Here is a 25,324-nt window from a genome sequence, read left to right on the forward strand (position 1 = left end):
TAATGGAGGTTTTAAAAGTTTCGGCAAAATCTAGTCCAAATTCAGTAGCAGGTGCTTTAGCAGGAGTTTTACGTGAGCAAGGGGGGGCAGAAATCCAAGCTATAGGAGCTGGAGCATTAAATCAAGCGGTAAAAGCAGTGGCTATTGCCCGGGGATTCGTTGCACCAAGTGGTATTGACTTAATATGCATCCCTGCATTTACGGATATCCAAATTGATGGCGAAGAGAGAACGGCAATAAAGTTAATTGTGGAACCAAGATAATATAATATTTTTTTAAAACCTGTTTATTCTAAAGATAGACAGGTTTTAATTTTATACTTTATTGAAGATAGTGAGGGACAAATATGATAGATTTGCACATACACACTAGGGCATCTGATGGTACACTATCTCCTTCGCAAGTTATACAAAAAGCTGTAGAGAAGGGATTATCTGCTGTAGCTATAACCGATCATGATACAGTAGATGGGGTTGAAGAGGCAATTACTGAAGCAAAGAAGTATAAAGAGATTGAAGTAATTCCTGGAATAGAGTTAAGTACTTACTGGAAGAAAGCAGAAATTCACATTTTAGGATATTACATTGAGTACAAAAGTAAATGGTTATTAAATACACTATCATATCTGCAGAGCAAGAGGTTAGAGCGGGTTAAAAAAATGATTGATAAGTTAAATCACATGGGGTACAAAATAAATTATAAAGACGTAGTTTCAAAAACCGAGGGTTCTGTGGGGAGGCCCCATGTAGCTAGTGCACTAGTTGATTACAAATATGTTACCTCAATAGGTGAAGCCTTCGATAACTTAATCGGGTATGATAAACCTGCCTATGTGCCTAGATATAAACTTACACCGGCAGAAGCTATAAAAATAATAAATAAGGCAAAAGGGGTCGCAGTACTAGCCCATCCAGGTTTGTATGCATCAGAATGGGAAGGAGCCATGGATGAGATGCTTACTGCTGGGTTAAAGGGGATTGAAGTTTACTATAGACTACATTCTCAGGAACTTCAAAAACACTTGCTAAACCTAACAAATCGACACTGTTTAATAGCAACTGGAGGCTCAGATTTTCACGGTGGGAACAGGGAAGAGAATCTAATGGGGACACCTGAAGTTCCAGCAACTGTGCTTCAACAATTGCAAGAAGCGCAAATTGAGGGTAAATGTCAATAATAATCTGAGTTGGTAAGTAATATAATAGTACCACATTAGTGATTAGGTGGTGACTATATTGATAGATAAGACATCTGACTGTGGATGTGATGATCTAAGGCGAAGAATAAGGGAACTGGAAGAAAAGGTGAACCACTTGCGAATTAGTAGGCGAGTTCTTATGAATTTAGTGGAAAAGACAGAGATGGAAAAGAAAAAGCTATACGAAGAAACTACTGTTAGGGAATTTAGGCTTATCGAGTTTCCTAAAGACAGGTAAATGAATAGCAAAAAGGGAGGATTTATGGGTAGCAGCAAAGTTATTCTAATAACTGGAGGAATAAGATCGGGGAAGAGTAAATTTGCAGAGGAGCTTGTAGAAAAAACAGGCAAAGAAATAATCTATTTGGCAACGGCGAAAGTTGATGCTGAAGACTTAGAAATGAAAAAAAGGGTTAACTTACATCAAAAACGGAGACCTGTCAGTTGGTTCACATTTGAAGAGCAGCAGGACTTAAGTAATGTTTTAAAACTAGAAAATCTAGAAAAATACCATAGTGTTTTATTAGATAATCTGAGCAATATCTTAACGAATAACTTTTTTGTCAATGAAAGTGAGATAACTGAGGATGATCTTGAAGCTATTGTAAACAGTACCATTAGTACTATTAATGAGCTTAAAATAAAAGGTATAAACGTTGTGATTGTAACTGATGAAGTGGGACTGAGCTTGGTATCCCCCTATAAAAGTGGAAGGCAATTTCAGGACTATTTAGGACTGTTAAATCAGAAGGTAGCAGAAATTTGTGACGAAGTCTATCTAGTAGTTGCGGGGATACCGGTACAGATTAAAAAATAAAGTTTTTGAAATATTCTTTAAAAATTCAGTATATAAAAAGGAAATAAGAAGTAAGAGTAGAAATTATATATTATGCAGAAAAATACAATTTAAAATGCAACAGGTCTAAAGTGAAAGCTTTAGAGTAATAGGGAAATCGGTGTAAATCCGATGCGGTCACGCCACTGTGAAAGGGAGCTTTGTGCATAATCCCACTGAAGCGTAGAGCTTTGGGAAGGGGCACATAGCTGTGAACTTGAGCCAGGATACCTGCCTGTTTGTTGTCACCGCTAAACCTACGATGCATAGGTGGTGAATGGTAATATAACAGACAAACTTTCGCCCCGTAGGTGAAGAGTTTGTTTTTTTATTTGGGGGGAACATATGTTTCTGGATGACAGTATGACATACAAGCAAGTAAATGGAAAACAACTTAAAAGAGGCTATACTACCGGTTCCTGTGCTGCGGCAGCAGCTAAGGGAGCTGTGAGCATGCTCTTTGCTCAAAGGGAAGTAGACAGCGTGCACCTGGTTACACCAAATGGTCAAAGGTTACAGCTAAAAAACAATTCGGTTAAGCTTACACCAAAAAGCGCTACTTGCTATGTGGTTAAAGATGCTGGTGATGACTTAGATGTGACCCACGGCATTCAAATATATGCCACTGCTGTACAAGCTGATAAGGGTATTAATATCGAAGCGGGAGCAGGTATTGGTGTAGTCACAAAACCAGGACTAGCGGTTGCCGTAGGAAACCCTGCAATTAATCCAGTTCCAATGGAGATGATTCTAGTTGCAATTAGAGAAGTACTGCCTGAAGGGTACGGCGTTACAGTGAAACTTGAAGTTCCTGAGGGGGAAAAATTGTCTAAGAGAACCTTGAACCCAGAGTTAGGGATTAAAGGTGGAATTTCTATTCTCGGCACTACAGGAATTGTAGAGCCCATGTCTGAGGAAGCCTTTAAGGAATCTCTAGTTCAGGGAATTGACGTGGTAAGAGCGCAGGGGTACAAGGAGGTAGTATTCACACCTGGCAAAATAGGGTATAGGTTTTGCACCACAAAACTAGGCCTTAATGAAGGCAGGATAGTCCAAACTAGCAATTTCTTTGGATATATGTTGGAAATGGCAGCGCAAAAGGAGGTATCTCGGGTTCTAATAGTGGGGCACGTTGGTAAAATTGTCAAATTAGCAGCAGGGGTGTTCCAGACCCACAATAAAATTGCAGATGCCCGTTTGGAGGTAATCGCAATGCAAGTGATGTTATCTGGAGGAGGCTTAGAGTTAGCAGAGAAGGTTTTAGGCTCTAATACGGCAGAAGAAGTAATATCTATACTAGCTCAAGGAAACAGGGAAGATATATGGTTTCAATTAGCAGAACGAGCTAGCTTTAAAGCAGAGAGATATATAAAAAAACAGTTAGAAGTGGGTGTGATACTTTTAAGTCTTCAAGGAGAAGTAATTGGGTACAGCGAAAATGCTATTAGTTTAGGGGAGAGGATGGGATGGCAAAGCAAATAACTGTTATTGGGGTAGGACCTGGAGATAGAAAATATTTAACCCAGATTGCCCAAGAGAAAATTGATAAAGCAGAAATAATAATAGCTGGCAAACGGCATTTGCAAGAATTGTGTATAAACAATAAAAATGCTCATGAGATAGATTCCGATTTAAAGCGGGTTGTAAATCACATAGATCAAAATAGGGATAAGAGAATAGCAGTATTAGTATCGGGAGATACGGGATTTTACAGCCTACTAAAATATTTAAAGAACCATTACTCCAGCCAAGAACTGGAGGTAATACCGGGGATAAGCTCCGTACAGCTTGCTTTTGCTAGAATAACAGAGTTATGGCAAGATGCGATTATGACAAGTCTCCACGGCAAGAGTATAGATATTATAGAAAAATTTATAGATGAAAAAAAAGTAGCCCTTCTAACTGATAAGCAAAATACTCCTCAAGAAATCGCTAAGGTATATGTGGAGCAGGGATTAGGAATGCGAAAATTTTTTGTTTGTGAAAACTTAAGCTACTCTAGTGAAGTAATCGTAGAAAAAAAAGCTGTGGAAGTGGCTGTAGATGCGGCTAAATACAATAATTGTGTAGTGGTGATTATAGATGACAATAGCTGATAGTAAATTTATTAGAGGTAAGGTGCCCATGACTAAAGAAGAGGTAAGGGCTATAACCTTAGGGAAAGCTGCTGTAAGTGCAGGGGATATTGTTTGGGATGTGGGGGCTGGAACTGGATCTCTCACAGTGGAAGCAGCTTTACTAGCACCTAGGGGACAGGTTTATGCGGTGGAAAAATCTGAAACGGCTTTAATGGTATTAAAGCAAAATATTAAAGAATTTAAGGTGCAAAATGTAGAGGTTGTTCCTGGGGAAGCTCCCGATGCACTGAGGCAACTGCCAAACCCCAATATAGTATTTGTAGGTGGCAGTGGCGGTAGGCTAGACAAGATAATTGGAGTGATAGCTAAAAAGCTAGAACCTAAAGGCAGGGTAGTGTTAAACGCCATTACACTCAATACTGTTACCACTGCTATAGAAAAGCTGAAAGCAAGTAATTTTCAAGTAGACATTACACTAGCAGCAATTACAAAGCTAGAACCACTAAAGGATAACTTTATCTACAAAGCACATAATCCTGTACATATAATAAGTGCAGTAAAGGAGGAAGAGAATTGAACAATAGTAAACTTTACGGTATAGGAGTGGGACCTGGAGACCCTGATTTAATCACTGTGAAGGCTCAAAAAGTTTTAAGTGAAGTTGATGTTGTTTTTGTTCCCAAGTCAAAGCTTGAAGCAGAGAGTATAGCCTTGCAAATAGCTCAAAAGTTTATTCCAAAGGGTATACCTGTTGTAGATATTTTACTTCCCATGACCAGCAATAAAGAGGAGTTGCTTAAGCACTGGCACCAAGGGTGCCAAAGAATTAAAGACCAGCTACAAGGTGGAAAATCAGGTGCATTTATCACCTTAGGAGACTCCATGTTGTATAGTACCTACAGTTATTTATTGGGGATTTTAAAAAAAGAAGAAATTAATATGACCATAGAGACTATTCCTGGTATTACTGCTTTTTCTGCATCAGCAGCAGCTACTAAGTGGCCATTAGCAGAAGGGTCTGAGAAGCTGGCAGTAATCCCAGTGCTAAAAGACGTAAGTGAATTAGAGTCAGTACTCAATTTGTTTGATAATGTAGTATTGATGAAGGTAGCTCCAAGCTTTAAGAACATCATTAACGTTTTACAAAAACGCAACTTATTACAGCAGGCCATTCTAATAAGTAAGTGTGGCCATCCGGATCAAGAAATAATTGAAGACTTGGAGAATGCCAGGGAAGAGATACCCTATCTGTCTCTAATGATTATAAAAAAGGGGGATTAACAGTATGAAGGTGTACTTTATAGGGGCTGGCCCTGGTGATCCTGAGCTTCTCACTATCAAAGGAAAGACGCTAATAGAGAAGTGCAAAATTATCATTTATGCTGGGTCTTTAGTAAATGAGAGGATTTTAGAATACGCGCCTAAAGATGCTAGTATTTACAACAGCGCTAAAATGACTTTAGAGGAAGTTGTGGCCGTTTATAAAGATGCTCAAAAGCAGAATATGGATGTAGCCAGAATTCATACGGGAGATCCCAGCATTTATGGGGCTATTAAAGAGCAAATGGATGCTTTGGCAGAATTAGAAATTGAGTATCAGATGGTGCCTGGAGTTAGCTCTTTTTTAGCGGCAGCAGCTGCTGTGGAGGCTGAGTTTACATTGCCGTCAGTTTCCCAAACTGTGATTGTTACTAGACTTGAAGGAAGAACACCGGTACCTGAAAAAGAAAAACTAACTGCCCTAGCTAAGCATCAGGCCAGTATGTGTATTTTTTTAAGTGTCCACATGATAGAGGACGTGGTAACGCAACTGAGTACTCAGTACCCTGAAGCTACTCCCATAGCAGTTGTGGAGAAGGCGTCTTGGCCCGAAGAAAGAGTAGTAACTGGGACACTAGAGACAATTGCCGCAGCTGTTAAAAAGGCGGGGATAACAAAAACTGCAATGATTATGGTGGGGGATTTTTTGGATAGTGAATATGAGCGCTCAAAGTTATATGATCCTCAGTTTAGTCATTGCTATAGGGAAAAAGAATGAAAAAAATTGCACTAGTTGCAGTTACCTTAACAGGTACTGAGCTACTGGAGAAGATTTATTACTACTACCCTGAAGGGGATTTTTATACAAATCAGCAGTGGCTAGACAGGGGATGGGAAATTCCCCAAGAGAGGTTTTTTGGTTATAGCTCATTAAAAAATTTAATCACAAAAATTTATGGAAAATACCATGGGTTTATAATGGTAACAGCTCTAGGGATAGTCTTTAGGACTTTTGCCCCCCATATCAAGGATAAATACACAGATCCTGCTGTGGTAGTAGTGGATGAACGGGGTAAGAATGTAATTAGTGTATTAAGTGGGCACTTAGGAGGAGCAAATGATTTATGTAGGCAATTGGCTCAATACCTGCAAGCAAACCCTGTTATTACAACTGCTACAGATGTAAATGGGCTCTTTGCCTTTGACAGCATAGCTAGAAAGTACAACCTTAAAATTGAAAACCCCATTAGCTTAAAAAAGTTTAATAGCGCTTTACTGCAGGGAGAAGGAATAAAAGTTTATATTGATAGTGGAAACAAGATATTACAGGATTTAAAATCTAATGGTACCAATATAGAAATAAGAGATATAGAAGAGTATTTAGAAACTAAGTTAGGAAAAGAGCTGTGCTGTGTCATTACAAATAAAAACAGCGTATTTGATCAAGCCAATGAAAATCTACTAGTTATGAGACCGCGCAATATTGTTTTGGGTATAGGGTGTCGGCGAGGTGTTGCAGCTGCTACCATAAGAGAGCTGATTACTGAGCAGATGGATAAACTGAATTTGAGCCAGTTATCTATAAAGGCAATAGCTACTATTTCATTAAAGGAGGACGAGGAGGGACTAAATCAAATAGCGTCAGAATATGGGGTAGATTTACTCTGCTTTACCCGAGAAGAAATTGAAAATGTATGCGAAGAAATAAAAATAACTGCTTCAGATTTTGTAAAAGCAAAAGTGGGAGTGAGTTGTGTATGCGAACCAGCGGCAATATTGGGTGGGAACAAAGTGAAACTAATATTAAAGAAAACTGCCAGAGAGGGTGTGACACTGGCAGTAGGAGAGGAAAGCTTACCGTAGTAGGTATCGGGCCAGGAGGGCTAGAGCACATGACCTACAAGGCCTATAAGGCCATTGGAGAGAGTCAGGTTATAGTGGGGTATACCACCTACATTAAGCTCATTGAGGAGATTATAACAGGGCAACAAGTTATTTCTACAGGTATGACAAAAGAGAGAGATAGAAGTGAACAGGCTGTAGCAGCAGCCCTTGAAGGCAAAAGTGTGGCAGTGATAAGCAGTGGAGATGCAGGAGTTTATGGTATGGCGGGAATAATTCTAGAGTTGTTGTTAAAAAAAGATGGACAACGGGAAGTTGATGTGGAAGTTGTCCCCGGAGTCACGGCGGCTAATGCAGCAGCTGCTGTTTTAGGAGCTCCTTTAATGCACGATTATTTGACAGTTAGTCTCAGCAACCTATTAACTCCGTGGGAAAAAATTAGAAAGCGAGTTAAGGCAGCTGCGGAAAGCGACTGCATTTTGGCTATCTATAATCCTAAAAGCAAAAAGCGGACCTGGCAAATAGAAGAGGTGCAGCAGATATTACTTGAGCACAAAAGTCCTGAAATCCCTGTGGGAATAGTTAAAAATGCTTGTAGAGATGGTGAAAGGGTGGAGCTATCTACCTTAGGTGAACTTACAAAATGCGAAATTGATATGTTTTCTCTCATCATCGTAGGCAACGAAGAAACCTTTAAACAGGATAACTGGCTCATAACCCCTAGGGGTTATAATATATGAATTTGTTGCTAGGTGGAACTAGCGAGGCTAGAGCTATCTTAGAGCTACTGCAAAAGCACAAGAAAAGGGCAGTAGCCACAACAGTAACCAGTTATGGGGGGAGCTTGGCATCTGGTGGTAACAATCTTGAGATTGTCTCAAGAGCAATGAATGAATCAGACTTAGATAACCTTGTGGCGGAGAAGAATATTAAAACTGTAATAGATGCTACTCATCCCTTCGCCGCAAAAATAACTGAAGTGGCAATTGATGTATGTGAGCGAAATCAGATAAACTACATCAGGTTTGAGAGACCAAAGCTAGAATTGGAGATGGACAGTAATTTAGTGCAATGGGTTGAAGACTTTGAAGCAGCAGCAGAGGCAGTAGGGTCTATGAATTGTCCCTTTCTATTGACCTCGGGTAGTAAAAACTTAGGGGAATTTTTTAATCACCCTAAGATCAAAAAAGAGAATATTTATGCTAGGGTATTGCCTGACCCTCAAGTGATGCAAAAATGCATGGACCTGGGTAGCACTCCAAAGCAGATTATAGCGGTGCAGGGGCCGTGTACCTATGAGTTTAACGCAGCTTGCTATAAGCAGTTAAATATTAATGCAATAGTAACTAAGGAGAGTGGCACAAGAGGCGGATTTAAAGAAAAAATTCAAGCTGCCATAGATTTAGGTTTACAGGTAGTTGTAATCAAAAGGCCTAAAATAGCGGGTATGGAAATAGCGGAAATAGTGTGGAGTATTGAAGAAATAGAAAAAATTATAAAGGAGCGATTATAATGACTACAGCTTACGTAGTGTTAGGACACGGTAGTAGGGCAAAAGAGGCAAAAGAAGATTTGGAAGCAACAGTTGACTTGGTGAGAGCAAAAATGGATACAGAACATGTGTATACGGCTTATATGGAATTAAATGAGCCTAGTTTAGAGGATGTAATTGCAGATATTGCCCAAAAGGGTAATATTACCAAAGCAATCGTAGTCCCCTTCTTTTTATTTAGGGGAATACACTTGCAAAGGGATATTCCAGGAAAAATTGAAAGGTTAAATCAAAAACATGAAAATCAGTTGAAGATAAGCTTTGGAAAACACTTGGGAGTAGACCAAAGAATTGCTGATATAATTGTAGATCGAATCCATGAGGTAGATTAAGATGACTGTAAAGCAGAGCTTTATCAATGACCCAAAGCAAATCGAGAGCAAGAGTATGGATATTATCCTTGAGCTTGTAGGTAATATTAAGGGAAGCCCTCAGGAGCAGGCGGTTATAAAGCGAATGGTTCACACTACTGGAGACCCGGATTATGTTAAGCTAGTTCAGATACACCCAGTGGCTTGTAGTGCTGGTATGAAAGCAATAGAGAGTGGATGTAAGATTATTACTGATGTAAAAATGGTGGTAGCAGGAATTAACAAAAAAAAGTTATCCCAATATGGAGTTGAGTTGCTGTGTGGTATAGATGACCCAGAAGTAGTAGCTGAAGCAAAGAAAACTGGTCAAACAAGGGCGTTTACTGCCATGAAGCACTTTTCAAATCAGATTGATGGGAATATTGTGGCAATCGGCAATGCACCAACAGCTCTTTTTCAACTATTGGAGTTAGTAGATAATGGAATTAAGCCCAGTTTGATAATCGGAACACCAGTGGGTTTTGTAGGTGCTGCAGAGTCCAAGGAATTGCTTACTAGATACGAAATCCCATATATTACTGTTGCTGGTTATAAAGGAGGTAGCACAGTTGCTGCGGCAACAGTAAATGCTCTCTTATACCAACTATAAACGGCTTAAGGAGGTATGGCTTTGGCAAAGTCGATAATGTTTCAGGGTACAAGTTCAAATGTAGGCAAAAGTGTACTTGCTGCGGCCTTTTGTAGAATTTTTATGCAGGACGGATACAAAGTGGCGCCCTTTAAAGCGCAAAATATGGCCCTCAATTCATATGTGACAAAGGATGGAGGGGAGATGGGCAGGGCCCAGGTGGTTCAAGCTGAAGCTGCTGGGGTGGAGCCAGATGTGAGGATGAACCCAGTATTATTGAAGCCCACTGGGAACGCCGCATCTCAGGTAATAGTCAAGGGAAAGGCTATTGGAAACTACAGTGCCTTTAAATATCACAAGGACTTGAACATGTCAGCTGTAGATGCCATAGAGGAGTGTTACGATTGGCTAGCGGATAACCATTCGATTGTGGTTCTAGAAGGGGCAGGAAGTCCTGCTGAGGTAAACCTTAAAGACAGAGACATAGTCAACATGAGAATGGCTAAGTACGCTTCAGCACCTGTGATTCTAGTTGCTGATATAGATAGAGGTGGAGCATTAGCTGCAGTTGTGGGGACGTTAGAACTACTTGATAATTGGGAAAGACAGATGATAAAAGGGATAATTATTAATAAATTTCGCGGTGATGTAAAACTGTTAGAACCAGCTTTGGACTTTTTAGAGGAGAAAACCGGTATTCCCGTTTTAGGTGTAGTACCATATATTAGTGATATTCAAGTCCCGGAAGAGGACTCTGTGTGCCTGCAAAGGGAAAACCTAAATAAAAGCACTAATAAGAGGGATGACTTCCTTCAGGTTGCAGTTATTGGCCTACCAAAACTATCTAATTTTACGGACTTTGACTGTTTTGCCCTAGAGCCTGACGTGCAATTGCAATATATCCGTACTAGGGAGGAACTAGGGGACCCTGATCTGTGTATAATTCCTGGAAGCAAAAACTCTATTGAAGATATGAAGTTTCTTGAAAAATCGGGGCTAGCCGATGCAATCAGAGGTTTTACCAACAGTGGAGGTTTTGTTTGGGGGATATGCGGCGGGTATCAAATGCTGGGGTGTAAACTGACAGATGCAATTGGGGCTGAGGGAAAGAGGGGAAATATTGATGGACTGAACTTGCTAGATATTTCCACGGTGTTTGCACCTGAGAAAACTACTTGTCAAGTTAAAGGAGAGTTGATGGATGACTCAGGGGCAGCCCTTTTATCTGGCTGTCAGGGAATGAACATAGAGGGTTACGAAATCCATATGGGAAACACAAGTTCTGTAGGGAACGGTGCAGCAGTAGTTAAAATAACTGAGCGTTCAGGGAAGAGCGTTGAAATAAAGGATGGAGCTGTAAATGCCCAGGGAAATGTTGTAGGAACTTATATTCACGGAATATTTGATAATGACCAACTGCGCCATAAGGTTCTAAACAATTTACGCCAGCAAAAGGGGTGGAAGCCCTTAAACACCAGACCTATTAGCAAGGTGAATCAAGAAAAAGCTTACGAGAATTTAGCTAAACACGTGCGTAGCAGCGTCCAACTAAAAAAGTTATATGAAATTATGGAGCAAAAGTAAATGGAAACAGTAGTTTCTATTAGCATACTAGTATTGGTAGCAGTTATTGTGGATTTAATTGTAGGTGACCCCAGGGCCATAACGCACCCTGTAGTATACATAGGCAGGTTGATTAATCTGATTGAAGCAAAGTTTCAACATGAAAGGTATGGGGAAAGGGTGCAAATTTTCCTGGGAGGTGTTTTGACTGTAATTGTTGTAGGATTTGTCTATATGGTCACTTGGGTGCTTGTATTGGTAAGCTATAATATATCTTTTATTCTAGGTACTGTTATTTCCATATGGATAATAGCTACAACAATAGCTATAAAGAGTTTAAGTCAAGCTGGCATGGAGCTTTACTATAAGCTGAAAGATGGGGAGCTGGAAGCTGCTAGGAAGCTTTTGAGTATGGTTGTTAGCCGAGATACTGAAAAATTATCTCAGGAAGAGGTTTCTCGAGGGGCAATTGAAACAGTAGCTGAAAATACGGTGGATGGAGTAATAGCGCCTATATTTTATGCCTTCCTGGGAGGTCCGCCACTGGCAATGGCTTATAAGGCTGTAAACACATTGGATTCAATGGTAGGATATAAAAACCATAAATACAAAAACTTTGGGATGATAGCAGCAAGAGTAGATGATGTGGTCAATTACATTCCAGCAAGAATATGCAGTGTATTTATGATTTTAGCTGCATTTATCCTCAGGTTTGATGTGAGAAGCAGCTGGCGCTGTATGTGGCAATACGCTGGAAAACACCCCAGCCCAAATGGAGGAATACCCGAATCTTTAGCGGCAGGTGCTTTGAATATTAGATTGGGGGGATACAATAGCTATCATGGCCAAGTTTCCTTTAGGGCATATATGGGAGAAGCTTTAAAACAAATAAATGAAGGTCACATCAAGTCTACAGTTGATTTAATGAAGCTAACATCCATTCTATTTACAATCACCGTAGCCCTATTAATACACATTCTGATTTGAGGAGGGTGTTTCATATGAATATCCCCAAACTAGTCATTGCTGGTACTAACAGCGGTGTTGGCAAAACCACAATTGCAACGGGATTAATGAGTGCATATTCAAGGCTGGGCATAGATGTTCAGCCATTTAAAGTTGGTCCCGATTATATTGACCCCACGTACCATACAAGTGCAACAGGCAACAAGTCAATCAATTTAGATACGGTTCTTATGGATAAAGATACGGTAGTAGAGACCTTTATAAATAACAGTAAGGGAAAAGACTTAGCTATAATAGAAGGGGTAATGGGCTTGTTTGATGGTCGCTTTGGTGCAGATGATACTGGTAGCACAGCTCAAATAGCAAAGCTATTACAGGCTCCTGTTGTTTTAGTTTTAGATGTAAAAGCCATGGCTAGAAGTGCTGCTGCTATAGCATTTGGATTTTCTCAATTTGACAAAAATCTAGATCTATTGGGAGTCATTCTGAACAATGTGGGCAGTGAACGCCATTTTGATTTAGTTAAGGAAGCACTGGGAACAGTAGATATTCCTGTACTAGGTTGCATCTATAGGAATGAGAATTTTAAGCTGCCAGAAAGGCACCTAGGGCTTGTACCTCAAGTTGGAGAGCAGTTTAAGGTCCAAAAGAAGGAAAAACTCAACTTAATTAGCAAAACGGTGGAGAATAGCATGGATTTGCTCGGGCTTAAAAAAGTGGCTGAGAAAAGGTCGGGTGAGCTTAACTCGAAAAATTGCAGACCAATACAAAAAGCGAAACAAGTTAAAATTGCCGTAGCACTGGATGAAGCTTTTCACTTTTATTACTGGGACGGCATAAGTAAATTAGCTGATATGGGCGCGGAGATAACATATTTTAGTCCTTTAAGAGGTGAAAAACTGCCCGATGGTGTTGAGGGTCTAATCATTGGAGGAGGATTTCCTGAACTATTCTTACCTCAGTTAGCAAGTAATCAGAAGATGAAAGACTCCATCAAAAAAGCTTATGAACAGGAAATGCCTATATACGCTGAGTGTGGAGGCTATTTGTATTTAATGCATGGAATCGAAGATTTTGAGAGCAATTTCTTTGAAATGGTAGGGATTATTCCATGTTCTGCAGAAATGAAGAACAAGCTCTGTGCTATGGGGTATAGACAAGGTCAGACCTTAGAAAGTACAATCATTGGCCAAGTGGGTACAACTGTTGTTGGACACGAGTTTCACTACTCACAATTAAAAAATGTTCCCCAGGCATATCCTTGGGCCTATGAGCTTAAGAATATTAGGACAGGAAAAGTATCAAGAGAGGGCTATGCTAGAAAAAAGCTGCTTGCTTCTTACATGCACTTGCATTGGTCCAATAGTATTCCTTGGGCGGAGAATTTTGTAAATAACTGCCTCCAATATAGCGAAAGGATTAGGTAGCCATGATAAATTTTTTATTGGCACTTCAGTTTTTAACTAGAATCCAGTTGGGAAATATTAACTTTGATCCAAATAAGCACTCTTTCGCTAAAAGCATTCTATATTTCCCTCTAGTTGGATTAATTATTGGAGTCATTTTTTATGGATACGTTACAATAACAGGGGCTTATATTGATCAATTAGTAGTGGCGTCTCTCTTTATAGTCCTAAGCATATATATTACTGGTGGCCTGCATTTGGATGGCTTTATGGATACAATGGATGGAGTACTATCGGGCCGAGAAAGGGAAAAAATCTTAGAAATAATGAAAGATAGTAGGGTAGGTGCTCACAGCGTAACTGCTGTAATCCCCCTATTAATAGTAAAATTTTCTTTAATTGCCTCAATGCCAATTGTATACTTGCCTGTGGCAGTGCTATTAATGCCTTTAATTGCTAGATACGGCATAGTAGTTTCTATGCTATGTTGGCCCTATGCCAGAAATCAGGGTTTAGGAAAACTTTTTGTTGGAGGCAATAAAAACATAGTACTTTTGGTTACTACAATTTTTACATTAGTATTGACCTATGCTGTACTGAATACAGTGGGGATAATTTTATTTGCCATTACAATGGTGGCAGTTCTTATTATGAACTTTAAAATTAGCAAAAAGCTATCTGGTTTGACAGGAGATACCTACGGTGCAGTGTGTGAGTTGACAGAGGTCTTATTTTTATTATTTTTTTATATTTTGATTAGGGTGATTTAATGGAAGTCGTGGTAAGGTCGCCGGGAACTTGTGGAGAGTTGGTTCAAGGAGTGTTAAGGGGGGATGATATCTTAGTAAGTTGCCCAGTAAATCTTTACTCCACTGTAACAGTTGCATCTACTGGCAGGAATGGAATAACCGTGTTTCCAAAGGGCAGGAAAAAGACACTTTTGGCAGCAGAAAATACCCTAAGGCTGTTAGGGTATTCGGGTATGGGTTTAGATGTTAAGATTTCCAGCAGTTTGCCCTTGGGTAAGGGATGGGCAAGCAGTACCGCAGATATAGCTGCAACCTGTCAAGCAGTAGCCTTGGTTTGCAGAAGAAAGTTAACTGAAGCTCAGATAGCCAAAATTGCAATCTCAATTGAACCCACAGACAGCTCAGTATTCTCTCAGATAACAGCCTTTAACCATATAAAAGGGAATAAAGTTAGACATTTAGGAGCGAACCCACAGTTAAAACTAATTGCCTTAGATTTTCCAGGGGTTGTCAATACACAAAAATTTAACAAACGCAGTGATTTAGAAAAATTGAACGGGGAAAAAGAAGAACAGGTTGCAAAAAGCGTAGAGTTAATTAGCAGAGGGATTCGGGAGGGGAATGCCTCCCTTATTGGCAGAGGAGCCACTATCAGTGCCTACGCTCATCAGACAATCATAAATAAACACTATCTAGACGACCTTCTGTCTTATGGTTATAAACTGGGGGCGGTGGGGGTGACTGTTGCTCACAGTGGAACTGCGGTAGGTCTCTTGTTTCCACCAGAAGCAATTTCTCTGAGTAATGCTGTAAAAGCGTTGAAAGAATACTTTCCCCAAGCAGAAAAAGTTATAGAACTTGAAATGACTTGTGGAGGCACAAAAATTATAAAAGCGCCCCAAGTTGAAAAGGGAGTTGAACTGTATGGGATTTGAAAAAACTGCACCCCATGGAGGCAATATATATAACTTTGCAAAAAAGCATGGGTACCATGAACAGGAAGTAATTGATTTTAGTGCCAATATAAACCCTTTAAAGTATCCTGCAGGGTTAAAGGAGGAGATTATAAATAGCTTTGAAAACATAAAGCACTACCCAGACCCGGATTGTACTGAACTAAAAGCTATGGCTGCTGAACTTTATCAAACCCATTGGGAGAATATTATTGCGGGTAATGGAGCTGTGGATTTGATTTATACAATAGTGCAGCGGTTAAGACCTAAAAAGGTACTAATTGTCCAGCCCACATTTTCAGAATATGAAAAAGCATGTAAAACCATCGGAGTTGAACCTGACAATTTAATACTCAAAGGGGACGATGACTGGCAGTTGAGTTTACAGGAAATAGGCTCTGTTTTAAATAGTTATGAGATGTTATTTCTATGTAACCCCAATAATCCTACAGGTAACACTCATCCTATAGAGACCATAAAAGAGCTTTATCGACAATGCAAAAAAAATAAGGTAGTACTAGTTTTGGATGAATCTTTCTTGGACTTTACAAGGGAAGAGGATAGAAACACTGCTTTAAACCTTTTTAAACAAGATGATGATAATTTAATTATTCTCAAGTCCTTGACAAAAATGTTTTCCATACCTGGGTTGAGGTTGGGGGTTGCCGTAGCAAACAGTAATCTGGTTAAAAGGCTAGAAGAGTTTAGGCCTCCATGGCATATAAATTATTTTGCTCAAAGAGCAGGTGTTTACTGCCTAAGCAATAGCCGTGTTGTGGCTGAAACCCGAAGTTTCATTGAAAAGGAGAAGCAGTTTGTTTATGACGGACTTAAAAAGATAACTGGTTTTAAGCCATTTAAGCCATCTGCTAATTTTATATTAGTGGATGTTAGGGTTTCTGGTCACAGTGCACATACAGTAGCTACAAGTCTGGCTAATTATAGGATTATGGCTCGGGTATGTGATAACTTTATTGGCTTAGACGATAATTTTTTGCGCTTTGCCGTTAAAAAGAGAGAAGAAAATAATAAGTTGTTAACAGCTTTAAATGAGGTGATTAATAGTGGAATCAAGTAAAACTGAGTTGTATTTAATTAGGCATGGAGAAACTGAATGGAATATAGCCCAAAGATATCAAGGACATACTGATGTAGGACTAAGTGATGTGGGGAGAGAACAAACCCAATTAGTGGCAAAGAGATTGAAAGAACAGGGTGTAGATATTGTTTATTCAAGTGATTTAGTGCGTGCCCATGATACAGCCAAACAAATTGGATTAGAAACAGGTGCAGAAGTTATAGTTAACTCAGATTTGCGGGAATTGAACTTTGGAGAATGGGAGGGCAAGACCTTTACTGAAATCCAGAATGAGTATGGGGATTTGGTAGAAAGGTGGTACCGCGATCCAGTGAATTTATTGATTCCAGGTGGAGAAAAATTTACTGATCTAAGGCAGAGATCTAGTGATTTTGTTGGAAAGATTCTAGAGGACAACAAGGGCAAGAGGATAGCAGTAGTATCCCACGGTGGCACAATTAGAACAATTATTTGTGGTCTACTGGATATAAGTCTCACTAAGATCTGGAATTTTAAGCAGGATAACACAGCTATTAATATTTTTCATATTTTTGATCAATGCCCCGTTGTAGTAACCTTAAATGACAGCAATCATTTGGGGTAGCTAATTCACCCTTTCCTTAAAAAGAACATATACTAAATTAGAACTAGGGAAGGGGTGCCTACATGACCATATCCAGGGAAGTTTTGTATAGTGTGTTAGAGTATCCGCTAGTCACTTATCTAACCCTTATACCCAGTAGGGTTTTAGTTTTAAATGACATATCTGCTTATAATAGTAGACCTACTGTAGAGGTTGCGCTAAATCAGCAGGAATTGAGGAGAATTGTAGCACACAGAAATGTTAATATAGATGAATTAGGGGAAATAGACTTTAGTAAAAGCATTGTCTTTGTAGGGCTGAATTTTGATATCATGGATTTAAAGTACAGAACCATAAGAGTAACTGCAATCGGTAGAACCAAAACAGGGCGTTTAGAATTTCATGTGGTCAGGCGCAGCTATTTTTACACAGACTCGTTTTACATAAAAATATTTAATGACCTGGGGAAGCGGATGCCCATAAGAAATAGATTATATCAGCTTTAAGTTAACAGCCTACAAAGGCTGTTTTTAATTTGCTCTAAATACAAACTAATGATAAAATAATTCTACTGATTATATGAGGAGGCTTAGCAATGTTCGGGAAACTTTTAATTATATTTATCGGTATCCCTTTGGTAGAGTTATTGCTTTTGATAGAACTGGGTAAAATAATTGGAACCCTCTACACAATTGGTCTCATTTTTTTGACAGGAACTTTCGGTGTATTATTAACTAAAGCTCAAGGATTTTTAGCAGTGCGAAACATTCAAATGGCTATGGCGAGAGGGGAGATGCCGGGAGATCAATTACTAGACGGTTTGTTTATACTAATAGGTGGAGTTGTATTATTAACCCCTGGACTACTCACGGATGTATTTGGTTTTGCATGCCTTATCCCAGCAACAAGGTCATGGATGAAGCGGGTGCTTTTAAATCGGCTTAGATACTGGCATGCTACAGGAAGGGTTCAGATATTTATAAAATAATTTAGATATAGGTAGTATAAAGTATACATATGTGATAAAATAAATTTTAAAAAAATTATGGGGAGTGATGATGAAAAATGTCTGACAAATTTGTAAAAACTGGATTGACATTTGATGATGTACTGTTAGTACCGGCATATTCTGAAGTATTACCACACACAACAAGTACGAAAACGGAATTGACGGAAAATCTTAAACTTAATATTCCTATCATGAGTGCTGGTATGGATACTGTAACAGATGCTAGAATGGCTATTGCCATAGCTCGAGAAGGTGGACTAGGCATAATCCACAAAAACATGACTATTGAAGAGCAAGCCTTGGAAGTGGACAAGGTTAAGCGCTCAGAACATGGTGTTATTACCGATCCCATTTATTTATCCCCTGAACATAGTATTAATGATGCATTAGACTTAATGGGGCGATATCGAATTTCTGGAGTACCTATAACAGTGGACAAAAAATTGGTTGGTATACTAACCAATAGAGATTTAAGGTTTGAAATGGATTACACTAAGGAGATTAAAAGTGTTATGACCAAGGAAGACCTTGTTACTGCTCCGGTGGGAACCACTTTAGAACAGGCAAAAGAGTTGTTGCAAGAACATAAGATAGAAAAACTTCCTTTGGTAGATGAAGAAGGTAACTTAGCTGGTTTGATTACAATTAAAGATATAGAGAAAGCAAAACAGTATCCTAACTCGGCAAAGGATAGCAGAGGCAGGCTATTGGCTGGCGCTGCAGTGGGGGTAACAGGGGATACTCTAGATAGGGTGTCGGCTCTAGTAAAGAGTGGGGTTGACCTGATAACTGTAGATACTGCCCATGGACATTCTAAAGGTGTGCTTGATATGGTGAAGAGAATAAAGGAACATTTCCCCAACGTAGATATTATGGCTGGAAACGTAGCTACTCCGGAAGCTACTAGAGCCTTAATTGAAGCGGGAGCAGACATAGTGAAAGTTGGAATTGGACCGGGATCTATCTGTACTACTAGAGTGGTTGCTGGTATAGGTGTGCCTCAAGTAACTGCTGTATATGAATGCGCTCAAGAAGCTAAGAAATTTGGAGTGCCTGTAATTGCCGATGGAGGTATTAAGTACTCAGGAGATATTACTAAGTCTATTGCAGCTGGTGGAGCAGCGGTAATGGTAGGTAGTCTTTTGGCTGGTACTGAAGAAAGTCCTGGTGAATTAGAAATCTATCAGGGGAGAAGTTACAAGGTATACAGAGGTATGGGTTCAATTGGCGCCATGAAAGCGGGAAGTAAAGATAGATATTTCCAGTCAGAAACTAAAAAGTTTGTGCCTGAAGGAATTGAAGGTCGAGTTCCCTACAAAGGACCGCTGAGTGATACTATTTACCAACTATTAGGCGGGCTAAAGTCTGGTATGGGCTATTGTGGTACAGCAACTATTAAAGATCTTCAAGATAATGGACAGTTTATTAAAATCACAGGTGCGGGTCTTCGCGAAAGTCATCCTCATGATGTAACAATTACTAAAGAAGCACCGAACTACACTGTTTAATTAATAATAAAAGGAGCCCCTTGTCAAGTAGACGAGGGGCACTTCATTATGTGTGGTTATCAGTGATTAAAGTAATCAGCATGTTCAATAAGCCACATATATTCTTCATAAGTTATATTAGTTTCCCAATTACCTGTGGCTTTAGCAAAGAGAATAATGCCAAAGAAAACAATTAGCAGTCCCACAGTATAGACTTTCGGGGAAAAGGCTTTTATTCCTATGAATTTTAGCTTTAAGGCATCTTCTTTAGGACATGCCTCAATACATGATAAACAACCGGTACATTCTACAGAGGACACATCCTGGCAAGAACTCACATTAACCCTATTGCCACAAGCTCGGTCACAAGCCCCGCAATTTATACAAGAGCTCTCATTGCGAGTCACTTTAGTAGGGCTAAAAACGCTGATAACTCCTAGTAAAGCACCGTAGGGGCAGAGATAGCGGCACCAAAAGTTTTGAAAAAGGATAGACAATAAAAACAAAATTGATAGTACTATGGCAGCAGTTAAGCTTAGATTAGTGAAGAAATACAACATTTTAACATCTGCAATTTTGTTGTAGTTGCCATTAAGAAATGCGTATATTATAAAATTATTCATTTGAAAAAAAATAACAAAAACAAAAAAGCCAAGCATAAGATATTTTAAAGACATCAAAGGGTAATCTAACAATTTAGGTATTTTAAATGTCCTGCCAAATAACATAATACCTAACCTATTACAGCCCTCAGATATGGTACCTATTGGGCAGAGCCAGCTACAAAACCCCTTTTTGAAAAAAAATGATGTTACTAAAATTGCAATAAAAATGAATAATGCAGCAGGATGAATAGGATCTATAAAACCAGTAGTTACAAACAATTTAAAGCTCATTAAGGCACTTATAGGAAGAAACCCTTCAACTCCAGGGGGGCGTTGCACCAATGGGGTTGAACCACCTGTTTCAAAGTGTAGTACAAAAAAGTAAAACTGTACACCAAGATAGAGTAAAAATAACGCAAAAGCTATTTGAATAATGTTCCGAATTAGAGTTAAATTAGTTTTCATTTTATCATCCCCATTTTGTTATATGTTTCTAAAATACAGAAAAATCACATTGAATACTATGACTTATGTCACATAACATTTTGCATAACAGTTCTAGTCTGAAGGCAAAATAAGATTAGTCACCCAAGTAGCCCATAGTAATTTTTCCTAGAAAAATGTGGGTGCAAGTGATATAATTTATGTAACTGTCACAGTTGTTGTGTTATATATGAGGAGGGAATAACTTTGAGTAGTAATGAGTTAACAGTTGAAGACAAAAGGGAAATTGCCTTAGAGAGGGCAGATGAACTAAAAAGTAGAATTGAAGATTATTTAGAAGCTTCTAAGACTATTCCAACAGGATTTAAAAATGATCAAAGAATTCAGCAAATGAAGCAAAAACTTCTAGAGCACTTCAGTGCAACAGAGGATGACTGGAAAGACTGGAAATGGCAGATGAAAAATAGAATAACTGATGCCAAGACCTTATCTAAATTTATAAAGCTATCTGACCAAGAATTTGAAGAGATAGAGAAGGTGGGAAAAGAATATAGATGGGCTGTTTCACCATACTATCTAACCACAATAGATCCTGAAGACCCAGATTGTCCTGTTAAAAAAATGACAATCCCATGTATTCATGAAATGGGTGATGTAGTAGGTAAAGCTGACCCTATGGGTGAGGAATTTACTTCACCAGCTCCTTCAATTACGCGCAGGTATCCTGATCGATTAATTATTAATGTGACAAATCAATGTGCCATGTACTGTAGGCACTGTCAGCGCAGAAGAAATATTGGTGAAACAGACGTAATGACTCCAAAGGAAAAATTAGAGGAAGCATTAGAGTATGTGCGACAAAATCCTGAAATAAGGGATGTGCTGTTAACAGGCGGGGATGCCTTAATGTTATCAGACGCAAACTTAGACTGGATTTTGACAGAGCTAGACAATATTCCTCATGTGGAGATTAAAAGGCTGGGAACAAGAACACTAGTAACGGTACCTCAAAGAATTACGCCTGAGCTTTGTGAAATTCTAGAAAAGCACCACCCAGTTTATCTAAATACTCAGTTTAACCATCCTGCAGAGATTACTAAAGAAGTGTTAGAAGCTACTGATAAATTGACCAAAGCTGGCTTACAACTGGGTAATCAAGCGGTACTGTTAAACGGAGTAAACAACAATGCCCATGTGATGAAAAAGCTAAATCACGAATTGTTAAAAGTGAGGATAAGACCATACTATATCTTCCATGCAAAAGCAGTTATAGGTACTAAGCACTTCTGGACAACTGTAGAAGAGGGTTTGGAAATTATGGAAAACCTAAGGGGATATACCAGTGGATTAGCTATTCCTACATATATCATTAATGCTCCATCGGGAAATGGCAAGACACCTATGTTACCTGAATACATGATTTCACAAGGGGATGAATATGTTACTATTAGAACATGGGAAAATAAAGTCTTTAAGTACGATAATAAAAAAGGAATCTAATAGCAGAGCAATATGCTCTGCTTTTTTTCTAAAAAGCCTTATAAAAAATGAGGTGTATACTAATGGAGAGGCCGTTAAACACCTATGAAAAAGCTATTCTAAATCTTCAAAAGGATATTTGCAGCATGGGAAGTGAGGTTAGCAAACTACTGAAGTTAGCTCTAGAAGCGCTTTTAGAACAGGATAAGGACAAAGCAAACCAGATTATCCAATTGGAAAATGAAATAGACGATCAAGATTACGAAATCGAAATGAGAGCGCTGGAATTAATATCCTTACAGCAACCTCTAGATGAAGATTTAAGAGTATTAGCAGCAGTTATGAGAATAACAAAAGATTTAGAGCGAATAGGAGATCTAGCAGTAAATGTGGCAAAAACTGCAATTAAATTAGCTGATAGCGGTGCTTACTTTAAGCCTTTAATAGATATTCCCAAGATGGCAGAATTGACTAGAGAAATGCTTGAGGAAAGCTTGGATTCTTATTTGCATAATAATATAGAGCTAGCGTTAACTATTAATAAAAAAGACGATCAAGTAGATAGACTTTTTCACAAACTCTATCAGGAATTGATAGACTATATGAAGGCAAATGCTAATTACGTTGAGCAGGCTAGTTGTTTTATTCTAGTTGCACGGTATTTAGAAAGAATAGGGGATCATGCTGTAAACATTGCAGAAATGACTATATATCAATTGAGCGGTGAGAGGAGACCCTTTAAGAAATAAGGTAGGAGATGAAAATGGAGTTAACTTTTATTTTAATAACTCTTTTTGGAGGTTTAGGGCTTTTTATCTATGGTACTCACTTAACTAGTGAAGGCTTACAAAAAGAAGCAGCAAGCAAAATGCAAATTGTAATGGCCAAGCTTACAGACAATCGTTTTACAGCATTGATAACAGGTATTGTCATAACAGTATTGCTACAAAGCAGTAGTGCAACAGCAGTTTTACTTGTAAGCTTCGTAAGTGCTAAATTATTGAGTATGAATGGAGCTCTAGGTGTTGTTTTGGGAGCAGCAATTGGGACAACTTTTACAGTTCAGTTAATAGCATTTAAGGTCACCGATTATGCACTTTTCTTTGTAGGGGCTGGAGCTATCGCTAGAATTTTTGGACGCAGCGATAGAGCTAAAAATATTGGGCAAGCTGTTTTAGGATTCGGTTTTTTATTTTACGGAATGGCTGTAATGTCTGATGCGTTACTACCCTTGCGTAATTACGAAGGTTTTATTAATATTTTAATCGCTCTAGACGAAAGGCCAATTCTGATGTTAATAGTTGCTACACTACTTACTGCTGTCATTCAGAGTAGTGCAGCTGTTATCGCCATAGCTATGAACTTGGCTTTGCAAGGTGTTATTTCCTTAGAGGCAGCATTACCTATTGTTTTTGGTGCCAATATAGGTACTACGAGTACTGCCTTGATTTCTAGTCTGGCTTCAAATATGGAAGCGAAAAAGGTTGCAGTGGTTCAGGTATTGTTTCGAGTTATAGGAGTTATATTATTTATGCCATTTCTTCTGCCCTTTAGCGATTACATGACTACCTTATCCGGTGACATAGCTAGGCAAATTGCAAACGCTCACACCTTTTTTAATATTATAACGGCACTTGTGCTGTTGCCCTTTACAAAAGTATTTGCTAATTTAATCAACAAATTAATGCCTAAAGATGAAGAGGAAGAAGATGTAGCTAAATATCTAGATAGAAGAGTTCTAGAGGTTCCAGATTTAGCATTAGATATGGCAAAAAGCGAAATAATACATATGGGTAAACTAGTAGAAAGACAAATAGCTAATATACCTCCCTTGATAAAGACTAGGAATATAGAAATAGTAAGGGATATTAGCGATATTGAAAGAAAGGTTGACTTTTTGCATAGGGAAATAAGCACTTACCTTACCAGCGTAACCCAGAGAAATCTTTCTGCAAGCCAGTCTGAGCGAGAAGTTAAACTTCTATATATCTCTAATGACTTAGAACATATAGGAGACATAATTATCGACACTACTAAGCTCACAACTAAAATGTCCAGTAAAGGAGTTTTTCTGTCACCTGAAGTACACGAAGAACTAAACTTAATGATAGATGATATCACGAAGAATTATCAGGACGCATTAAAGAGTATTATTGACGATGATGTGGAATTGGCAAGTCAGGTTATTAAATCAAACCCAAAAGTACAGAGGTTAGAAAAAAGTCTGCGCTTTAATCACTTTATCAGGCAAAGGGGATGTGAAAACCCTAATGCTGACTTAAGTTCTATTCACCTTGATTTAATAAATAATTTATTGAGAATTAATACCCACTCAGTTTCCATTGCACAAGCAGTTATGGGGAATTTATAAGCCATTAGAGGTGATTGGGATGATACAAATTGATGATGCAGGTAGTGGGAGTTTAATCGGAGAAACAGCTATAGGTTTATACTGTCATAAAACGGGGAAATACGAATTTGATACAATTCCCATTAGATATTATCAAAGTAATAAACTGTATCAGAAAAAAGAGTATCAAAAATATATAATTAAGATTTGCAAGAGGGTTCTAGAAGATTGGCAAGTGGAGCGAGAAGAGGTAATTGAAGTTTGTCCAAGCTATATATTTGAACAATTGAGGGAATGGCTATCGGACAACAACTTTAATTGGAAAACTGGAAAGATAACTGGACCCTTGCAGGAGAAGTTGAGTGTTTCCTTTAGAGAACACGTTATATCCCTTGGTTTACCAGAAAAATACTTGAAGCACACTAAGTATGCCTATGGCTTACATCATTTGCTCAAATGGGTATATGCAGACAAAGATAATAGAGAGAAACATTGCAAAACTTGTTGGAAAAGTTATCAAAAATGGGGTTACCAAGAAATTAATTATATCGAAAATGAATATTTGGAAGAAGAACAATTGTGCTTGAAGTGCGGAGAAGTTATTACCGACAATTATGCAACCGTTATCACCTATGAGAGCAAAAAAAGAGGGAAAATATACATTCACAATATTTGTAGAAACTTACACTAGGCAATTTTTTATTTTATATCACTAGCGTTGCAAAACAATAAAACTAACTTTGTCAATACCTAAAGCTTGAAAATATTGAGGAAACACCTGCCTAACACAAAAAAAATCCTTTATAATAGAGATAAGGGTAGTCCTTGCCCAAATCCCTAATATAAAGGAGATACAAATGCAAGGCAAGGATATCATAAATTCCACATTTCATCAACTATTTAGGCCAATTTTCAGTAAAAATTTTTATCAACAACTTACAGAGTTGG

General features: G+C 38.5%; 29 protein-coding genes and 1 riboswitch. Of the genes, 28 read left to right on the forward strand and 1 reads right to left on the reverse strand.

The window, feature by feature from the left end; all coding sequences use genetic code 11:
* Positions 1–2: 2 nt before the first annotated feature.
* The 24 genes from spoVS to guaB all read left to right on the forward strand — a co-directional run bounded on the left by spoVS (position 3) and on the right by guaB (position 19,519).
* Complete coding sequence (gene spoVS / locus GGQ84_RS09185) at positions 3–263, forward strand: stage V sporulation protein SpoVS (RefSeq protein WP_429161935.1); 261 nt, start codon at positions 3–5, stop codon at positions 261–263.
* A gap of 83 nt (positions 264–346) precedes the next feature.
* Positions 347–1,177 carry a PHP domain-containing protein gene (locus GGQ84_RS09190; protein WP_429161937.1) on the forward strand — a complete coding sequence of 277 codons (831 nt, stop codon included), beginning with the start codon at positions 347–349 and terminating at the stop codon, positions 1,175–1,177.
* 58 nt (positions 1,178–1,235) lie between these two features.
* Positions 1,236–1,436 (forward strand): hypothetical protein, encoded by a 201-nt coding sequence (locus tag GGQ84_RS09195; RefSeq protein ID WP_429161939.1) that lies wholly within the window; start codon positions 1,236–1,238, stop codon positions 1,434–1,436.
* A 24-nt stretch (positions 1,437–1,460) separates the two neighbouring features.
* Positions 1,461–2,015 (forward strand): bifunctional adenosylcobinamide kinase/adenosylcobinamide-phosphate guanylyltransferase, encoded by a 555-nt coding sequence (cobU, locus tag GGQ84_RS09200; RefSeq protein WP_429161940.1) that lies wholly within the window; start codon positions 1,461–1,463, stop codon positions 2,013–2,015.
* Between the two features lie 84 nt (positions 2,016–2,099).
* Positions 2,100–2,286, forward strand: a riboswitch (cobalamin riboswitch).
* 92 nt (positions 2,287–2,378) lie between these two features.
* The gene (gene cbiD, locus GGQ84_RS09205; RefSeq protein ID WP_429161942.1) at positions 2,379–3,515 is read left to right on the forward strand and encodes a cobalt-precorrin-5B (C(1))-methyltransferase CbiD; all 1,137 of its coding nucleotides are present in this window, start codon (positions 2,379–2,381) and stop codon (positions 3,513–3,515) included.
* The gene (gene cbiE / locus GGQ84_RS09210; RefSeq protein ID WP_429161944.1) at positions 3,500–4,129 is read left to right on the forward strand and encodes a precorrin-6y C5,15-methyltransferase (decarboxylating) subunit CbiE; all 630 of its coding nucleotides are present in this window, start codon (positions 3,500–3,502) and stop codon (positions 4,127–4,129) included. Before cbiD ends, cbiE begins: the two co-directional genes overlap by 16 nt.
* Positions 4,116–4,688 (forward strand): precorrin-6Y C5,15-methyltransferase (decarboxylating) subunit CbiT, encoded by a 573-nt coding sequence (cbiT, locus tag GGQ84_RS09215; RefSeq protein ID WP_429161945.1) that lies wholly within the window; start codon positions 4,116–4,118, stop codon positions 4,686–4,688. Before cbiE ends, cbiT begins: the two co-directional genes overlap by 14 nt.
* Positions 4,685–5,392 (forward strand): precorrin-2 C(20)-methyltransferase, encoded by a 708-nt coding sequence (gene cobI, locus GGQ84_RS09220; RefSeq protein ID WP_429161947.1) that lies wholly within the window; start codon positions 4,685–4,687, stop codon positions 5,390–5,392. The genes cbiT and cobI overlap by 4 nt, the downstream gene beginning before the upstream one ends.
* Before the next feature lie 4 nt (positions 5,393–5,396).
* Positions 5,397–6,149: a precorrin-4 C(11)-methyltransferase gene (gene cobM, locus GGQ84_RS09225; protein ID WP_429161949.1), complete on the forward strand. Its 753-nt coding sequence runs from the start codon at positions 5,397–5,399 to the stop codon at positions 6,147–6,149.
* The gene (locus GGQ84_RS09230) at positions 6,146–7,234 is read left to right on the forward strand and encodes a cobalt-precorrin 5A hydrolase (RefSeq protein ID WP_429161951.1); all 1,089 of its coding nucleotides are present in this window, start codon (positions 6,146–6,148) and stop codon (positions 7,232–7,234) included. The genes cobM and GGQ84_RS09230 overlap by 4 nt, the downstream gene beginning before the upstream one ends.
* A gap of 29 nt (positions 7,235–7,263) precedes the next feature.
* Entirely contained in the window at positions 7,264–7,953 is a 690-nt protein-coding gene (gene cobJ, locus GGQ84_RS09235; RefSeq protein WP_429161952.1) for a precorrin-3B C(17)-methyltransferase, read from the forward strand.
* Entirely contained in the window at positions 7,950–8,726 is a 777-nt protein-coding gene (gene cobK / locus GGQ84_RS09240; protein ID WP_429161954.1) for a precorrin-6A reductase, read from the forward strand. Before cobJ ends, cobK begins: the two co-directional genes overlap by 4 nt.
* Complete coding sequence (locus GGQ84_RS09245; protein ID WP_429161956.1) at positions 8,726–9,097, forward strand: sirohydrochlorin chelatase; 372 nt, start codon at positions 8,726–8,728, stop codon at positions 9,095–9,097. Before cobK ends, GGQ84_RS09245 begins: the two co-directional genes overlap by 1 nt.
* Before the next feature lies 1 nt (position 9,098).
* Positions 9,099–9,725, forward strand: coding sequence for a precorrin-8X methylmutase (locus tag GGQ84_RS09250; protein WP_429161958.1), 627 nt, complete (start codon positions 9,099–9,101; stop codon positions 9,723–9,725).
* A 15-nt stretch (positions 9,726–9,740) separates the two neighbouring features.
* Positions 9,741–11,288, forward strand: coding sequence for a cobyric acid synthase (locus tag GGQ84_RS09255; RefSeq protein WP_429161960.1), 1,548 nt, complete (start codon positions 9,741–9,743; stop codon positions 11,286–11,288).
* Positions 11,289–12,254: an adenosylcobinamide-phosphate synthase CbiB gene (gene cbiB / locus GGQ84_RS09260; protein ID WP_429161962.1), complete on the forward strand. Its 966-nt coding sequence runs from the start codon at positions 11,289–11,291 to the stop codon at positions 12,252–12,254.
* A gap of 14 nt (positions 12,255–12,268) precedes the next feature.
* Positions 12,269–13,660: a cobyrinic acid a,c-diamide synthase CobB gene (locus GGQ84_RS09265; RefSeq protein ID WP_429161963.1), complete on the forward strand. Its 1,392-nt coding sequence runs from the start codon at positions 12,269–12,271 to the stop codon at positions 13,658–13,660.
* Between the two features lie 2 nt (positions 13,661–13,662).
* Positions 13,663–14,409 (forward strand): adenosylcobinamide-GDP ribazoletransferase, encoded by a 747-nt coding sequence (gene cobS / locus GGQ84_RS09270; protein WP_429161965.1) that lies wholly within the window; start codon positions 13,663–13,665, stop codon positions 14,407–14,409.
* Positions 14,409–15,323 (forward strand): GHMP family kinase ATP-binding protein, encoded by a 915-nt coding sequence (locus tag GGQ84_RS09275; protein WP_429161967.1) that lies wholly within the window; start codon positions 14,409–14,411, stop codon positions 15,321–15,323. The genes cobS and GGQ84_RS09275 overlap by 1 nt, the downstream gene beginning before the upstream one ends.
* Positions 15,313–16,419 (forward strand): threonine-phosphate decarboxylase CobD, encoded by a 1,107-nt coding sequence (gene cobD / locus GGQ84_RS09280; protein ID WP_429161968.1) that lies wholly within the window; start codon positions 15,313–15,315, stop codon positions 16,417–16,419. Before GGQ84_RS09275 ends, cobD begins: the two co-directional genes overlap by 11 nt.
* Positions 16,406–17,023 carry an alpha-ribazole phosphatase gene (gene cobC / locus GGQ84_RS09285; RefSeq protein WP_429161969.1) on the forward strand — a complete coding sequence of 206 codons (618 nt, stop codon included), beginning with the start codon at positions 16,406–16,408 and terminating at the stop codon, positions 17,021–17,023. The genes cobD and cobC overlap by 14 nt, the downstream gene beginning before the upstream one ends.
* A gap of 62 nt (positions 17,024–17,085) precedes the next feature.
* Entirely contained in the window at positions 17,086–17,508 is a 423-nt protein-coding gene (locus GGQ84_RS09290; RefSeq protein ID WP_429161971.1) for a hypothetical protein, read from the forward strand.
* Positions 17,509–17,597: 89 nt separating this feature from the next.
* Positions 17,598–17,990 (forward strand): FxsA family protein, encoded by a 393-nt coding sequence (locus GGQ84_RS09295; RefSeq protein WP_429161973.1) that lies wholly within the window; start codon positions 17,598–17,600, stop codon positions 17,988–17,990.
* Positions 17,991–18,067: 77 nt separating this feature from the next.
* The gene (gene guaB, locus GGQ84_RS09300; RefSeq protein WP_429161974.1) at positions 18,068–19,519 is read left to right on the forward strand and encodes an IMP dehydrogenase; all 1,452 of its coding nucleotides are present in this window, start codon (positions 18,068–18,070) and stop codon (positions 19,517–19,519) included.
* 59 nt (positions 19,520–19,578) lie between these two features.
* Here guaB and GGQ84_RS09305 read toward each other — a convergent pair whose 3' ends face one another.
* A complete protein-coding gene (locus GGQ84_RS09305) occupies positions 19,579–20,568 on the reverse strand; it encodes a 4Fe-4S binding protein (RefSeq protein WP_429161975.1) in 990 nt (329 codons plus the stop codon).
* Positions 20,569–20,793: 225 nt separating this feature from the next.
* On the opposite strand from GGQ84_RS09305, the gene eam reads away from it, so the two are divergent.
* From eam to GGQ84_RS09325, 4 genes are all read left to right on the forward strand, one after another.
* The gene (gene eam / locus GGQ84_RS09310; RefSeq protein WP_429161977.1) at positions 20,794–22,047 is read left to right on the forward strand and encodes a glutamate 2,3-aminomutase; all 1,254 of its coding nucleotides are present in this window, start codon (positions 20,794–20,796) and stop codon (positions 22,045–22,047) included.
* A 62-nt stretch (positions 22,048–22,109) separates the two neighbouring features.
* On the forward strand, positions 22,110–22,775 hold the full coding sequence (gene phoU, locus GGQ84_RS09315) for a phosphate signaling complex protein PhoU (RefSeq protein ID WP_429161979.1): 666 nt from the start codon (positions 22,110–22,112) through the stop codon (positions 22,773–22,775).
* A 14-nt stretch (positions 22,776–22,789) separates the two neighbouring features.
* Positions 22,790–24,397 carry a Na/Pi cotransporter family protein gene (locus tag GGQ84_RS09320; protein ID WP_429161981.1) on the forward strand — a complete coding sequence of 536 codons (1,608 nt, stop codon included), beginning with the start codon at positions 22,790–22,792 and terminating at the stop codon, positions 24,395–24,397.
* A gap of 19 nt (positions 24,398–24,416) precedes the next feature.
* On the forward strand, positions 24,417–25,067 hold the full coding sequence (locus tag GGQ84_RS09325; protein WP_429161982.1) for a hypothetical protein: 651 nt from the start codon (positions 24,417–24,419) through the stop codon (positions 25,065–25,067).
* The last annotated feature ends 257 nt before the right edge of the window (positions 25,068–25,324 follow it).

This window comes from Desulfitispora alkaliphila, from assembly GCF_050433185.1.
Lineage (GTDB): Bacteria > Bacillota > Desulfitisporia > Desulfitisporales > Desulfitisporaceae > Desulfitispora > Desulfitispora alkaliphila.

Excerpts from the sequence above, each read along its gene's own strand:
- cbiD (WP_429161942.1), top strand. The coding sequence starts at position 2,379 with ATGTTTCTGGATGACAGTATGACATACAAGCAAGTAAATGGAAAACAA.
- GGQ84_RS09250 (WP_429161958.1), top strand. The coding sequence starts at position 9,099 with ATGACTGTAAAGCAGAGCTTTATCAATGACCCAAAGCAAATCGAGAGC.
- GGQ84_RS09245 (WP_429161956.1), top strand. The coding sequence starts at position 8,726 with ATGACTACAGCTTACGTAGTGTTAGGACACGGTAGTAGGGCAAAAGAG.
- cobK (WP_429161954.1), top strand. The coding sequence starts at position 7,950 with ATGAATTTGTTGCTAGGTGGAACTAGCGAGGCTAGAGCTATCTTAGAG.
- cobS (WP_429161965.1), top strand. The coding sequence starts at position 13,663 with ATGATAAATTTTTTATTGGCACTTCAGTTTTTAACTAGAATCCAGTTG.
- cobD (WP_429161968.1), top strand. The coding sequence starts at position 15,313 with ATGGGATTTGAAAAAACTGCACCCCATGGAGGCAATATATATAACTTT.
- GGQ84_RS09230 (WP_429161951.1), top strand. The coding sequence starts at position 6,146 with ATGAAAAAAATTGCACTAGTTGCAGTTACCTTAACAGGTACTGAGCTA.
- guaB (WP_429161974.1), top strand. The coding sequence starts at position 18,068 with ATGTCTGACAAATTTGTAAAAACTGGATTGACATTTGATGATGTACTG.
- GGQ84_RS09190 (WP_429161937.1), top strand. The coding sequence starts at position 347 with ATGATAGATTTGCACATACACACTAGGGCATCTGATGGTACACTATCT.
- spoVS (WP_429161935.1), top strand. The coding sequence starts at position 3 with ATGGAGGTTTTAAAAGTTTCGGCAAAATCTAGTCCAAATTCAGTAGCA.
- cobU (WP_429161940.1), top strand. The coding sequence starts at position 1,461 with ATGGGTAGCAGCAAAGTTATTCTAATAACTGGAGGAATAAGATCGGGG.
- GGQ84_RS09290 (WP_429161971.1), top strand. The coding sequence starts at position 17,086 with ATGACCATATCCAGGGAAGTTTTGTATAGTGTGTTAGAGTATCCGCTA.
- cbiE (WP_429161944.1), top strand. The coding sequence starts at position 3,500 with ATGGCAAAGCAAATAACTGTTATTGGGGTAGGACCTGGAGATAGAAAA.
- GGQ84_RS09295 (WP_429161973.1), top strand. The coding sequence starts at position 17,598 with ATGTTCGGGAAACTTTTAATTATATTTATCGGTATCCCTTTGGTAGAG.
- cbiT (WP_429161945.1), top strand. The coding sequence starts at position 4,116 with ATGACAATAGCTGATAGTAAATTTATTAGAGGTAAGGTGCCCATGACT.
- GGQ84_RS09320 (WP_429161981.1), top strand. The coding sequence starts at position 22,790 with ATGGAGTTAACTTTTATTTTAATAACTCTTTTTGGAGGTTTAGGGCTT.
- cobJ (WP_429161952.1), top strand. The coding sequence starts at position 7,264 with ATGACCTACAAGGCCTATAAGGCCATTGGAGAGAGTCAGGTTATAGTG.
- GGQ84_RS09275 (WP_429161967.1), top strand. The coding sequence starts at position 14,409 with ATGGAAGTCGTGGTAAGGTCGCCGGGAACTTGTGGAGAGTTGGTTCAA.
- GGQ84_RS09255 (WP_429161960.1), top strand. The coding sequence starts at position 9,741 with ATGGCTTTGGCAAAGTCGATAATGTTTCAGGGTACAAGTTCAAATGTA.
- cbiB (WP_429161962.1), top strand. The coding sequence starts at position 11,289 with ATGGAAACAGTAGTTTCTATTAGCATACTAGTATTGGTAGCAGTTATT.
- phoU (WP_429161979.1), top strand. The coding sequence starts at position 22,110 with ATGGAGAGGCCGTTAAACACCTATGAAAAAGCTATTCTAAATCTTCAA.
- GGQ84_RS09305 (WP_429161975.1), bottom strand. The coding sequence starts at position 20,568 with ATGAAAACTAATTTAACTCTAATTCGGAACATTATTCAAATAGCTTTT.
- cobM (WP_429161949.1), top strand. The coding sequence starts at position 5,397 with ATGAAGGTGTACTTTATAGGGGCTGGCCCTGGTGATCCTGAGCTTCTC.
- GGQ84_RS09325 (WP_429161982.1), top strand. The coding sequence starts at position 24,417 with ATGATACAAATTGATGATGCAGGTAGTGGGAGTTTAATCGGAGAAACA.
- GGQ84_RS09265 (WP_429161963.1), top strand. The coding sequence starts at position 12,269 with ATGAATATCCCCAAACTAGTCATTGCTGGTACTAACAGCGGTGTTGGC.